The organism is Mesorhizobium sp. B1-1-8, from assembly GCF_006442795.2.
Classification (GTDB): Bacteria; Pseudomonadota; Alphaproteobacteria; order Rhizobiales; family Rhizobiaceae; genus Mesorhizobium.
On record NZ_CP083956.1, the window covers coordinates 3365417 to 3377439 of the forward strand.

Annotated in this window: 14 protein-coding genes; 9 read left to right on the forward strand and 5 right to left on the reverse strand. The window is 63.5% G+C overall.

What is annotated here, in order from left to right:
* Window positions 1-6: 6 nt before the first annotated feature.
* The gene (locus tag FJ974_RS16270; protein ID WP_140533705.1) at window positions 7-681 is read right to left on the reverse strand and encodes an alpha/beta hydrolase; all 675 of its coding nucleotides are present in this window, start codon (window positions 679-681) and stop codon (window positions 7-9) included.
* Between the two features lie 251 nt (window positions 682-932).
* Here FJ974_RS16270 and FJ974_RS16275 point away from each other — a divergent pair, with 251 nt between their 5' ends.
* From FJ974_RS16275 to sufA, 8 genes are all read left to right on the forward strand, one after another.
* The gene (locus tag FJ974_RS16275; RefSeq protein WP_140533704.1) at window positions 933-2093 is read left to right on the forward strand and encodes a cysteine desulfurase family protein; all 1161 of its coding nucleotides are present in this window, start codon (window positions 933-935) and stop codon (window positions 2091-2093) included.
* Window positions 2094-2284: 191 nt separating this feature from the next.
* On the forward strand, window positions 2285-3802 hold the full coding sequence (gene sufB, locus FJ974_RS16280) for a Fe-S cluster assembly protein SufB (RefSeq protein WP_140533703.1): 1518 nt from the start codon (window positions 2285-2287) through the stop codon (window positions 3800-3802).
* Window positions 3799-3996, forward strand: a complete 198-nt coding sequence (locus tag FJ974_RS16285; RefSeq protein ID WP_140533702.1) for a hypothetical protein — start codon at window positions 3799-3801, stop codon at window positions 3994-3996. The genes sufB and FJ974_RS16285 overlap by 4 nt, the downstream gene beginning before the upstream one ends.
* 34 nt (window positions 3997-4030) lie before the next feature.
* Window positions 4031-4786 (forward strand): Fe-S cluster assembly ATPase SufC, encoded by a 756-nt coding sequence (gene sufC, locus FJ974_RS16290; protein ID WP_140533701.1) that lies wholly within the window; start codon window positions 4031-4033, stop codon window positions 4784-4786.
* Window positions 4787-4811: 25 nt separating this feature from the next.
* A complete protein-coding gene (gene sufD, locus FJ974_RS16295) occupies window positions 4812-6083 on the forward strand; it encodes a Fe-S cluster assembly protein SufD (RefSeq protein ID WP_140533700.1) in 1272 nt (423 codons plus the stop codon).
* 176 nt (window positions 6084-6259) lie between these two features.
* Window positions 6260-7495, forward strand: coding sequence for a cysteine desulfurase (locus tag FJ974_RS16300; protein WP_140533699.1), 1236 nt, complete (start codon window positions 6260-6262; stop codon window positions 7493-7495).
* Between the two features lie 5 nt (window positions 7496-7500).
* The gene (locus FJ974_RS16305) at window positions 7501-7893 is read left to right on the forward strand and encodes an SUF system Fe-S cluster assembly protein (RefSeq protein WP_140533698.1); all 393 of its coding nucleotides are present in this window, start codon (window positions 7501-7503) and stop codon (window positions 7891-7893) included.
* A gap of 88 nt (window positions 7894-7981) precedes the next feature.
* Complete coding sequence (sufA, locus tag FJ974_RS16310) at window positions 7982-8362, forward strand: Fe-S cluster assembly scaffold SufA (protein ID WP_140533697.1); 381 nt, start codon at window positions 7982-7984, stop codon at window positions 8360-8362.
* Between the two features lie 22 nt (window positions 8363-8384).
* On the opposite strand, the gene FJ974_RS16315 is transcribed toward sufA, so the two are convergent.
* Together FJ974_RS16315 and FJ974_RS16320 are read right to left on the reverse strand one after the other, a co-directional pair.
* Window positions 8385-8843: a RidA family protein gene (locus FJ974_RS16315; protein ID WP_140533696.1), complete on the reverse strand. Its 459-nt coding sequence runs from the start codon at window positions 8841-8843 to the stop codon at window positions 8385-8387.
* A gap of 14 nt (window positions 8844-8857) precedes the next feature.
* Complete coding sequence (locus FJ974_RS16320) at window positions 8858-9355, reverse strand: GFA family protein (RefSeq protein ID WP_140533695.1); 498 nt, start codon at window positions 9353-9355, stop codon at window positions 8858-8860.
* Between the two features lie 89 nt (window positions 9356-9444).
* Between FJ974_RS16320 and FJ974_RS16325 the strand changes: the two genes are divergently transcribed.
* Entirely contained in the window at window positions 9445-9768 is a 324-nt protein-coding gene (locus FJ974_RS16325; protein WP_140533694.1) for a TfoX/Sxy family protein, read from the forward strand.
* A gap of 194 nt (window positions 9769-9962) precedes the next feature.
* On the opposite strand, the gene FJ974_RS16330 is transcribed toward FJ974_RS16325, so the two are convergent.
* A complete protein-coding gene (locus FJ974_RS16330; RefSeq protein WP_140533693.1) occupies window positions 9963-10880 on the reverse strand; it encodes a pseudouridine-5'-phosphate glycosidase in 918 nt (305 codons plus the stop codon).
* A gap of 55 nt (window positions 10881-10935) precedes the next feature.
* Window positions 10936-11874, reverse strand: a complete 939-nt coding sequence (locus tag FJ974_RS16335) for a carbohydrate kinase family protein (RefSeq protein ID WP_140533692.1) — start codon at window positions 11872-11874, stop codon at window positions 10936-10938.
* Window positions 11875-12023: the final 149 nt, after the last annotated feature.

Genomic DNA, 12023 nt, shown 5'->3' on the forward strand with positions numbered 1-12023 from the left:
AAACTCCTATCTCAGCCGCTTCGGCCGCGGATCGGCGAGCTCGCCCGCGAGGCGGCGGTCCAGATAGTCGGCGCATTCGGCGATCAGCAACTCGGCGTCGTTGGCGAAGAAATGGTTCGCGCCAGGGATCGTCTTCTGCGTGATGGTGATGCCCTTTTGCGTATGCAATTTGTCGACCAGCGCCTGCACGTCCTTCGGCGGCGCCACCTTGTCGGCATCGCCATGGATGATCAGGCCGGACGACGGGCAGGGCGCCAGGAACGAGAAGTCGTAGGTGTTGGGCTGCGGCGCCACGGAGATGAAACCCTCGATCTCGGGCCGGCGCATCAGGAGCTGCATGCCGATCCACGATCCGAACGAATAGCCGGCGACCCAGCAGCTCTTGGAATCCGGATGCAGCGACTGCACCCAGTCTAGCGCGGCGGCCGCATCCGACAGTTCGCCGGTGCCGTGGTCGAATTCGCCCTGGCTGCGGCCGATGCCGCGGAAGTTGAAACGGAGCGTGGTGAAATCCCGCTTCTGGAACATGTAGAAGAGGTCGTAAACGATCTTGTTGTTCATCGTTCCGCCGAACTGCGGATGCGGATGCAAAACGATGGCGATCGGCGCGCTCTTTTCCTTGGAAGGCTGGTAGCGGCCCTCCAGGCGACCGGCCGGACCGGCGAAAATGACCTCAGGCATAAAATACTCCACGTGGCATACGAAGGCGCGTGCCCGGAACTCTTAATTCTGGCCCCATCTTCTGCGGCCTTGACGCCGGGCAAGCGTCTTCCTAGAAGCTAGTTTAGAATTGTTCAAAACTGGGTAGCCGAAACCAATGGTCCGGCCGCCCGCGCCGCAAGCCGCGTAAATAGGACGGCTTGCCTTGCAATTTCAAGGAAATAACGCGCTATCCTCGCGGGATAGTTGGCGAAAGGACGAACTGAGCGAAAATGGCCGCAACCCGCGCCTATCTCGACTACAACGCCAGCGCGCCGCTCATTGCGGAAGCACGCGCGGCGATGGTCGCGGCGCTCGATGCCGCCAATCCGTCGTCGGTCCACAGCGAGGGCCGCACGGCGCGGCGGCTGATCGAGGATGCGCGCCGCGACGTGGCGCGGCTGGTCAACGCCAGGCCGGAACATGTCGTCTTCACCTCCGGAGCCACCGAGGCTGCCTCGACGTTGCTGACGCCAGACTGGCAGATGGGACGCGGCACTATGCGCATGAGCCATCTTTATGTCTCGGCGGCCGATCATCCCTGCATCCTGGGTGGCGGCCGGTTTCCGGCGGCGCAGATGACGAAGATCGGCGTCGATCGCAACGGCATTGCCGACCTCGACGCGTTGGCCAGCGCTTTGGCTTCGCATGACAAATCGGCCGGCTTGCCGCTGGTGGCGATCCATGCCGCCAACAACGAGACCGGCGTCATCCAGCCGATCGAGCGCATCGCTGAAATCGTCAAGGCGGCGGGCGGCGTGCTCGTCGTCGACGCCGTGCAGGCGGCCGGGCGGATTCCGATCGATATGTCGGCCGGTTATGCGGACTATCTGATCCTGTCCTCGCACAAGATCGGCGGCCCAAAGGGCGTCGGCGCCATCGTCGCTCAGGCCGACCTGATGATGCCGAGGCCGCTGATCAATGGCGGCGGCCAGGAAAAGGGCCATCGCGCCGGCACCGAAAACCCTGCCGGGATTGCCGGATTCGCCGCCGCAGCGCGCGTTGCCCTGGCCGGCTTGGCTGATATCGACGCCTTGACGCGCCACCGCGATGAGGTCGAGGCGATCGTGAAGGAATTGGCGCCGGACGCGGAAATCTTCGGAACGGCCGCATCCAGGCTTGCCAACACGACATTCTTCGCTATTCCCGGCGTTAAGGCTGAAACGGTGCAGATCGCCTTCGACCTCGCCGGCGTGGCGCTGTCGGCGGGCTCGGCCTGCTCGTCGGGAAAAGTCGGGCCAAGCCACGTGCTGAAGGCGATGGGACATGGCGACAGCCTTGGCGCCTTGCGCGTGTCGATCGGCCATGCCACCGGCGCCGGGGAGATCGAGGCGTTCCGGGTGGCCCTGGCGGGTATCGCCGCACGGCGGACCGGCAAGGAAAGGGCCGCCTGAAGCGGTCAAAAAACGAATTCAGGCCGTGCGGCCTGGTAGAGCCGTGCGTTTTGTCCTGGCAGGGTGAATTCCAGGTCGAAACGCACTATATGGAGCTTACTCCGCTGCGAGTCCCCGCCGGGACGCGATTTCAGCGGTGCCATAGTTTGAAAACTGTCGGGCCTTGACCCCGGCGTGGATGGAGAACGCTTATGCCTGCTGTGCAGGAGACGATCGATCGAGTCCGAAAGATCGACGTCGACCAGTATAAATACGGATTCCAGACAGAGATCGCGATGGACAAGGCCCCCAAGGGCCTGAGCGAAGACATTATTCGCTTGATCTCCGAGAAGAAGGGCGAGCCGGACTGGATGCTGGAATGGCGTCTGGGCGCCTATCGGCGCTGGCTGACGCTGGAAGAGCCGACCTGGGCGCGCGTCCATTATCCAAAGATCGATTTCCAGGACATCCATTACTACGCCGCGCCGAAGAGCACGCCGGGCCCGAAGTCGCTGAGCGATGTCGATCCCGAGCTGCTCAAGGTCTACGAGAAGCTCGGCATCCCGCTCAAGGAGCAGGAGATCCTGGCCGGCGTACAGAAGACCGATGCCTCCGAGCTCGAGGAAGCCAGCGACAACGTCTATAAATCCGGCCGCGTCGCCGTCGACGCGGTGTTCGATTCCGTCTCTGTCGTCACCACCTTCAAGAAGGAGCTGGCCGAAGCCGGCGTCATCTTCTGCTCGATCTCGGAAGCCATCCGCGAGCATCCGGAGCTGGTGCAGAAATATCTGGGTTCCGTCGTGCCGACCTCCGACAATTTCTATGCGACGCTGAATTCGGCCGTGTTCACCGACGGCTCCTTCGTCTTCGTGCCGAAGGGCGTGCGGTGCCCGATGGAGCTGTCGACCTATTTCCGCATCAACGAGAAGAACACCGGCCAGTTCGAGCGCACGCTGATCATCGCCGAGGAGGGGGCTTATGTCTCCTATCTCGAAGGCTGCACGGCGCCGCAGCGCGACGAGAACCAGCTGCATGCGGCGGTGGTCGAACTGATCGCGCTCGACGATGCCGAGATCAAATATTCGACGGTGCAGAACTGGTACCCGGGCGACGCCGAGGGCAAGGGCGGCATCTACAATTTCGTCACCAAGCGCGGCGACTGCCGCGGCGACCGTTCGAAGATCTCGTGGACGCAGGTCGAGACCGGCTCGGCGATCACCTGGAAATACCCGAGCTGCATCCTGCGCGGCGACGATTCCAGCGGCGAATTCTATTCGATCGCGGTGTCGAACGGTTATCAGCAGGTCGACAGCGGCACCAAGATGATCCATCTCGGCAAGAACACATCGAGCCGCATCATCTCCAAGGGCATCGCCGCCGGCTTCTCGCAGAACACCTATCGCGGCCAGGTCTCGGCGCACCGCAAGGCGACCAACGCGCGCAACTTCACCAATTGCGACTCGCTTTTGATCGGCGACCAGTGCGGCGCGCACACCGTGCCTTACATGGAGGCCAAGAACGCGACGGCGAAGTTCGAGCACGAGGCGACGACCTCGAAGATCTCCGAGGACCAGAAATTCTACGTCATGCAGCGCGGCATTCCCGAAGAAGAGGCGATCGCACTGATCGTCAACGGCTTCGTCAAGGACGTCATCCAGCAGCTGCCGATGGAATTCGCCGTCGAGGCGCAGAAGCTGATCGGCATCAGCCTCGAGGGGAGTGTGGGGTGACAAGGTCGCCCAAGCGCGAATACGCGGAAAAGCATGTGTATCTGCAGGACTGGATGCACCGTTGGTACGTGGCTTTGGAGCTGGCGTTGGGTTTAGCCGCAGTCGGCGTTGCTTTGCTCATCGCGGCCTATTCGCCTGATGGCTTTTGGCATGGGCTTTTGGAAGCCTTGAAGCAGTTGTTAAATCGAGTTTAGCCGGGCAGACGGCTACGGATGGAACGGAACGAAAATGCTTGAAATCAGAAACCTGCACGCCCGCATCGTCGACGACGGCACCGAGATCATCCGCGGCCTGAACCTCACGGTGAAAGCCGGCGAGGTCGCTGCCATCATGGGGCCAAACGGTTCGGGCAAGTCGACGCTGTCCTACATCCTCGCCGGCCGCGAGGACTATGAGGTGACCGAGGGCGACATCCTCTACAACGGCAAGTCGATCCTCGAAATGGATCCGGCCGAGCGCGCGACCGCCGGCATCTTCCTCGCCTTCCAGTATCCGATGGAGATACCGGGCGTCGCGACCATGGAATTCCTCAAAGTGGCGATGAACGAGCAGCGCAAGGCGCGCGGCGAGGAGCCGCTGAAGATCCCGGAATTTTTGAAGCGCGTGAAGGACGCGGCCGCCTCGCTCAACATGGACATGGCGATGCTGAAGCGGCCGCTCAATGTCGGCTTCTCCGGCGGCGAGAAGAAGCGCGCCGAGATCCTGCAGATGAAGCTGCTCGAGCCAAGGCTCTGCGTGCTCGACGAGACCGATTCCGGCCTCGACATCGATGCGCTGAAGATCGTCTCGGACGGCGTCAATGCGCTGCGTTCGCCGGACCGCGCCATCGTCGTCATCACCCATTACCAGCGCCTGCTCGAGCACATCGTGCCGGACTCGGTGCATGTCCTCTACAGGGGCCAGGTCATCAAGTCGGGCGACAAGTCGCTGGCGCTCGATCTCGAGGCCAATGGCTATGCCGGCGTGATCGGGCAAGCCGCGTGAGATGCCAGCAGTCGAGGCAAGAGCAATGAACGTGCATGCACAGCCCCAGCGCACATTAGCCGAGACGGCGTTGATCGATGCCTTCGGCGAGCGGCTGTCGCTGCTGCCCGGCGACGGCGCGGTGATGGTGAAGCGCGACGACGCCATCGAGGCGATCAAGCATGGCCTGCCGACGCGGCGCGTCGAGTCCTGGCATTATACGGATCTGCGCCGGCTGCTGACGGCGGTGCCGGCTTTCGAGGCCGAGACGGCCGTGAAGGCGCTCGAGCCGGTACTGGCGGGTTCCGCCGTGCTGCCGGTGCTGAATGGCGTTTCCAATGCCAAACTGCCGGAGATCGAAGGCGTCGCGGTGCAACGCCTGTCGGAGAAGCTGACCGACGGCAGCGTGGCGCCCGGGCTCGATCGCTATGGTGACGACGATGCGATCGGCGCGCTGAACACGGCTTTCGTCGCGGACGGCTATTTCGTCGACATAACCGACGGCACCCAATTGGAAAAGCCGATCGAATTGCAGAATTTGCAGGCCGGCGGCCAGACGCATGTGCGGCTGCTGACGCGGGTCGGCGCCGGCGCCAAAGCGGTCATCGTCGAACGCCAGGCGGGCGAGGGCGCTGATGCGCTGGTGAGCTCGGTCAGCCAACTGGTGGTCGGCGACGGTGCCGACGTGACCTGGCTGATCGTCCAGGAGCAGCCGGATACGGCAACGCATCTCGCCCAGTTCAAGGCGCATGTCGGCAAGGATGCGAAGCTGACGCTGTTCGTCATGAATGCCGGCGGCAAGCTGGTCCGCCAGGAAGTCGTTGTGCGGACGACGGGCGAAGGCGCAGATTTCAAATTGCGCGGCATCAATCTTCTGGCCGGCGATACGCACACCGACGTGACCATGGTGCTCGACCATGCCGTGCCGCACACGGCCTCGACCGAAGTGATGCGCAATGTGGTGACCGGCAAGGCGCGCGGCGTCTTCCAGGGCCGCATCAACGTGCATCAATATGCACAGAAGACCAACGCCAAGATGGCCTGCAACACGCTGCTTTTGTCGGACGACGGTGAGTTCTCGACCAAGCCGGAGCTGGAAATCTTCGCCGACGACGTCGTCTGCGGCCATGGCGCTACCGTCACCGAGATCGACCACAACCATCTGTTCTACCTGATGGCGCGCGGCATCGACGAGAAGACCGCGCGGGGCTTGCTGGTGAAAGCTTTCGTGGCGGAAGTCATCGAGGAACTGGACGACGAGGCGCTGGTCGAGGCACTGGAAGCGCGGCTCGACGGCTGGTTTTTGACGCACGGGTAGGGTGGTCGAGGCATAGCCTCGACCACCCCCTCATCCGGCCGCTTTGCGGCCACCTTCTCCCCGAGGGGAGAAGAGGCAGACGACGACGTTGGCGACCTTCTCTCCCCGCCGGGGAGAGGATGGCCGGAGCGAAGCGGAGGTCGGGTGAGGGGGAGCCACATCGGAAGGTGATTGCTGTGGACCAGAAGATAGAAACCTACGACGTCGAGGCAATCCGCCGCGACTTCCCGATCCTGTCGCGGGAAGTCTACGGCAAGCCGCTGGTCTATCTGGATAATGGCGCCTCGGCGCAGAAGCCGCAGGTGGTGCTCGACACCATCCAGCACGCCTATGCCGAAGAGTACGCCAACGTCCATCGCGGCCTGCATTTCCTGTCGAACGCCGCGACCGATGCATATGAGAACGCGCGGAAGTCAGTGCAGAGGTTTCTGAACGCGCCGAGCACCGACAATATCGTCTTCACCTCCAACACCACCTCGGCGATCAATACCGTCGCCTATGGCTGGGGCATGCCGAGGATCGGCGAGGGCGACGAGATCCTGCTGTCGATCATGGAGCACCACTCCAATATCGTGCCCTGGCATTTCATCCGTGAACGGCAGGGTGCGAAGCTGGTCTGGGTACCGGTCGACGATCTCGGCGTCTTCCATATCGAGGAATTCGAGCAGCGGCTGACCTCGCGCACGAAACTCGTCGCCATCACGCAGATGTCGAATGCGCTGGGCACGGTGACGCCGATCAAGGAGATCGTGCGCATCGCGCATTCGCGCGGAATTCCTGCCCTCGTCGACGGCAGCCAGAGCGCCGTGCATATGCCGATCGACGTGCAGGACCTCGACTGCGATTTCTTCGTCTTCACCGGCCACAAGGTTTACGGCCCCTCGGGCATCGGCGTGCTCTACGGCAAGAAAGATCGGCTGGAAGAGATGCGGCCCTTTATGGGCGGCGGCGAGATGATCGAGGAGGTGACGGAGGACATCGTCACCTACAACGAGCCGCCGCATCGCTTCGAGGCAGGCACGCCGCCGATCGTGCAGGCGATCGGCCTGGGCGCCGCGCTCGAATATATGGAGAAGGTCGGCCGCGAGCGCATCGCAACCCACGAGGCGGACCTCAAGAATTACGCGCATGAGCGTTTGCGCGCCATCAACTCGCTGCGCATCTTCGGCGACGCGCCCGGCAAGGGCGCCATCATCTCGTTCGAATTGCAGGGAATCCATGCCCATGACGTGTCGATGGTGATCGACCGGCAGGGCATTGCGGTCCGTGCCGGCACCCATTGCGCCCAGCCGCTGTTGAAACGTTTTGGCGTAACCTCCACATGCAGGGCATCGTTCGGCATGTATAATACCAGGGCCGAAGTCGACGCTTTGGCCGAAGCGCTTGAAAAAGCGCGCAAGTTTTTCGGATGACGACCATGGACGATGTGAGCACCACCGCAGAGACCGCCCCGGCAACGGCCGGCAACGGTATCGTCTCGGCCCCGGCCATCCCCGCCGACGAACTGGCGCGGCTGACCGACGATATCGTCTCGGCGCTGAAGACCGTCTATGACCCTGAAATCCCGGCCGACATCTACGAGCTTGGCCTCGTCTACAGGATCGACATCGAGGACGACCGCTCGGTCAAGATCGACATGACGCTGACCGCGCCCGGCTGCCCGGTGGCGGGCGAAATGCCCGGCTGGGTGGAAAATGCCGTGGGCGCCGTCGAGGGCGTGTCCGGCGTCGAGGTCAACATGACGTTCGATCCGCCCTGGTCTCCCGATCGCATGTCGGAAGAGGCGCAGGTCGCGGTCGGGTGGTATTGAGCCGGACTTGCACCCCAGGTGAAACTTCACCATTTTAGGGAAAGACTCATTCCGCGGGCCTTGAACCCGCGCGAACGTGGAGAATGACATGGGACGCTTTGCCGTCATCACAATGACCGAAAAGGCCGCCGATCGGGTCCGCGAGATCGTCGCCACGCGCGAGAACGCGCATGGCATCCGCCTCGGCATCAAGAAGGGCGGCTGCGCCGGCATGGAATACACGGTCGATCTGGTGACCGAGCCGAATGCCAAGGACGACCATATCGAGCGCGACGGCGCGCATGTCTATATCGCGCCCGAGGCTGCCCTTTTCCTGTTCGGCACCGAGATGGATTTCGAGCAGACGACACTGCGCACCGGGTTCACCTTCAAGAACCCGAACCAGAGCTCGGCCTGCGGCTGCGGCGAATCGGTCGAGCTGAAGCCAGCCGATCTGAAGGCGCTCGCCGAGGCGCGCGCTTCGGCCTGAGAGGGTGGCCGACGCTTTCCGTTCAGTCGGGCAGCGCGGCGATCACGACGAGTTCGACGACAAGGTCAGGTTGCGCCAGGGCGGCAACGCCGATCACCTCCGACGGCGGCGGGTTGTTGTAGCTGCAGTGCTTCGGACAGTGTTCCTCGAAAAATTCATCCAGCACGTCCAGGCGGAAATTGGGTGAGCTCAGGACTCCGCCCGTTGGAAACGGCCCTTTGACGTAAAATGTTATCTTGACCAGGTATTCCAGCGAGCTGCCCAGTTCCTCCAGATCCGCTTTGATGTTGGCAAGGATCGCGCGCCACTGCGCAGCCGGGTCGCCGACAGCGCCGCCCTGATGCTTCGACGGATCGTAATCGTCGACGGTCGCGGTGTTGCCGCATAGAAAAACATAGCCTTTGGCGCCGGTGACGACCGTGCCTTTGCCCCATGGCATCAAACGATCGCCCTTGAATTTCTTATGCGTCGTGAGGTTCATTTCGGCCTCCGTTACTAATCCACCCACATGCCCGTGCGCCTGTGCCAGTCGGCGATCGATTCTTCCGGGTAGACGTCGAACACTTTGTCGTTCTTGCCGATCTCGGGTTCGACCCAGTTTGCCTTGTATTTCAGCATCAGATGCACCTTTTCCGGCGGTATCGACAGATCGCTGTCGATCGCCGAGGCGAAGGGATGGACGAGATCCGGCCAGGTCGGATCGTAGAGCCAGAGCGCCGCGCCGCATTTGCGGCAGAAATTGCGCTCGCCGGTCGAGATCTCGCATTGCGGGTGCTCGTCGTCCTCGATCTCGGCCCGGAAGAAGCCGAGGCTGCGCCTGCCCCTGACGTTCAGCGTCTCGTAATCGGCGCCCAGATTGATGGCGAAACCGCCGCCGCCCTGCTGCTTGCGGCAGATCGAGCAGTAGCAAAGCATGAACGGCACCGGCGTGTGGCTCTGCACCTCGAAATGGACGGCGCCGCAGCGGCAGGAGCCTTTGAGCAGGACGGGCATGAGGGGGAACTCCGTTTCAGTTTTCAACTTTTCAGCATGATTTTGGTTGCCGCGATGACAGGGCGCAAAGGCGATGACATGATTGCGGCATGGATAACGAGCGCCTTGAAGAACTGTTCGAAAGCCTGGGTCCGATCAGCATCAGGAAACTGTTCGGCGGCAAGGGCATCTATTGCGACGGCGTCATCGTCGCGGCCGTCATGCGCGGCGAGCTGATGCTCAAGGCCGACGAAGAGAGCGCGCCCGTTTTTGAGGCGGCCGGCTGCAAGCAATGGACCTATACCGGATCGCGGCACGGCAAACAGGTGGCGATGCCCTATTGGAGCATTCCCGACAGCGCCTTCGACGATCCGGACGAAATGGCGGTCTGGGCACGGCGAGCTTACGAGGCGGGGCGAAGGGCGGGGAAGTGATTTGGCCGCTACGAAGGGTAAGTCGAGGCCGCCCCCTCATCCGGCCGCTTCGCGGCCACCTTCTCCCCACTGGGGAGAAGAGGTTTGGCGCCTGCAGGCTCCTCTCCCCTCGGGGAGAGGTCGGATTGCCCCGAATTGCCCTTTGCAATTCGGTTTTGGCAATCCGGGTGAGGGGGCACCCTCCGCCGATAAGGCTACAACGCCTTCGCGATCTGCGCCGCCAGCCGCGCATTGTTCTCGACCAGCGCGATGTTGGTTTTCAAACTTCGGCCGCCGGTCAATTCCAGGATTTTCGATAGCAGGAAGGGCGTCACCGCCTTGCCGGTGACGTTCAACGCCTCGGCGGCCTTTTGCGCCGCCTCGATGTAGCCGGCCATCTCGCCGGCCGGGATTTCCTCGTTTTCCGGCACCGGATTGGCAATCAGCACGCCACCGCCGAGGCCCAGCGCAGCCCTAGTCTTGTAGAAATGCGCGATGTCTTCCGGTTTGTGCAAGGTCAGCGGCGCGCGGAAACGCGACTGCCTGGACCAGAAAGCCGGCATCGTCTCGCAACCGTGGCCGATGACCGGCACGCCGCGCGTCTCCAGCACTTCCAGCGTCTTTTCGATGTCGAGGATGGCCTTGGCGCCAGCCGAGACGACGATCACGGGCGTGCGCGCCAGTTCGTCGAGATCGGCCGAGATGTCGAAGCTCTTTTCGGCGCCCTTGTGGACGCCGCCGATGCCGCCGGTGGCGAATACTTTTATGCCGGCCATATGCGCGGCGATCATCGTGGCGGCCACCGTGGTGCCGCCGGTGCGCTTTTGCGCGACCGCAAAGCCGATATCGGCGCGCGACAGCTTCATGGCGTCGCCGGTCATGGCCAGCGATTCGCGCTCGCCGTCGGAAAGTCCGATCTTGATGCGGCCGTCGACCACCGCGATCGTCGCCGGCACCGCGCCGCCGTCGGTGATGATCTGCTCGACCCTGGCCGCCATCGCGCCATTGTCGGGATAGGGCATGCCATGGGTGATGATGGTGCTTTCCAGCGCCACCACCGGCCGCCCGGCGTCAAGCGCCTCGGCCACCTGCGGGTGGATATCGATGAAGGGGCGGGCGGTTTGTGGGGTCATCTTTGTCTCCGATCCGAAGCGTGCGAACGGCTCCGGCACAATGATCTGGCGGCCCTCATGCCATTTCCCGCGCATTCGGCACAAGTGCAAGCGCCTGCGTAAAACCGGCGGCGGTGAAGATTGGCACTGCCTCGGCGCTCTCGATGGCAAGCATGGCCGCGGCAACGCCTTCGCGCAGCGCGGCGCGCAACGGCAGGCCGCGCAGCAGCGCGGCGACCGTGGCGCCGGTCAGCGCATCTCCGGCGCCGGTGACGTCGGCGACCCGTCGCGGCGCGGGCGGGTCGATGGCAAACACACCGGACCCGTTGAAGCCCAGCACCGGCGCGCTGCCGGCGGTCACCACACCGGCCCGCAGTCCCGTCGCCCTCAGCGCATTGACCAGCTCAGGACCTGTCGCGTCGGTATGGGCAAGGGCCGCGGCCTCGCGGCCGTTCATGAACAGCAGCGCCAACTCGCCGAGCACCGGCTGCAGGCGCACCGCCTTGGCCGGCGAGATGGCGATGGCAAAGACCGGCCTGCCGCCAGCCTGCTCGACCAGGCACTCGAGCGCCGCCGAAGGCAGGTTGGCGTCGCATAGGATGGCGTCGGCGGCGGCGATCGCCTCGCGCACCTTGGCGCGTCGGATCTGCTTGGGGAAGGCGAGCTCGTAGAGTGCCATGTCGGCGAAGCCGACGATCAGCTCGCCGTCGCTGTCGATCAGCGCCGTGTAACTCGGCGTCGTGCGGTCGAGGAACACCACCGACAGGTCGGCAATGCCGGCGCGGGCGATCGCGGCCGACACCGTGTCGGCCGCGGCGTCGCCGCCGCGCACCGAGAGCAGCGAGGCCGACACGCCGCGCCTGACCACGCTGCGCAGCGCATTGAAGACGCCGCCGCCGACATCCTCGCGCAGGATGCCCGGATTGGAGGCCGCAGGCACATAGGTGCCCGACACCTGGCCGCGCCGATCGATATGGGCGCCGCCCAAAGCGAGGATTCTTGGGGATGTCGGCATGCCTGTGCTATGACCCCCATGTTCACGTGCGCACACTAGGTTTGTGCGCGCCGGCCCGCAATCGGGGTTGCGATTCGGACCGGGGAGAAAACAATGCGCTGTGGCGGCAGCGGGCTGATTGCCGGGCTAGCGGTACAAAAAAAGAACAA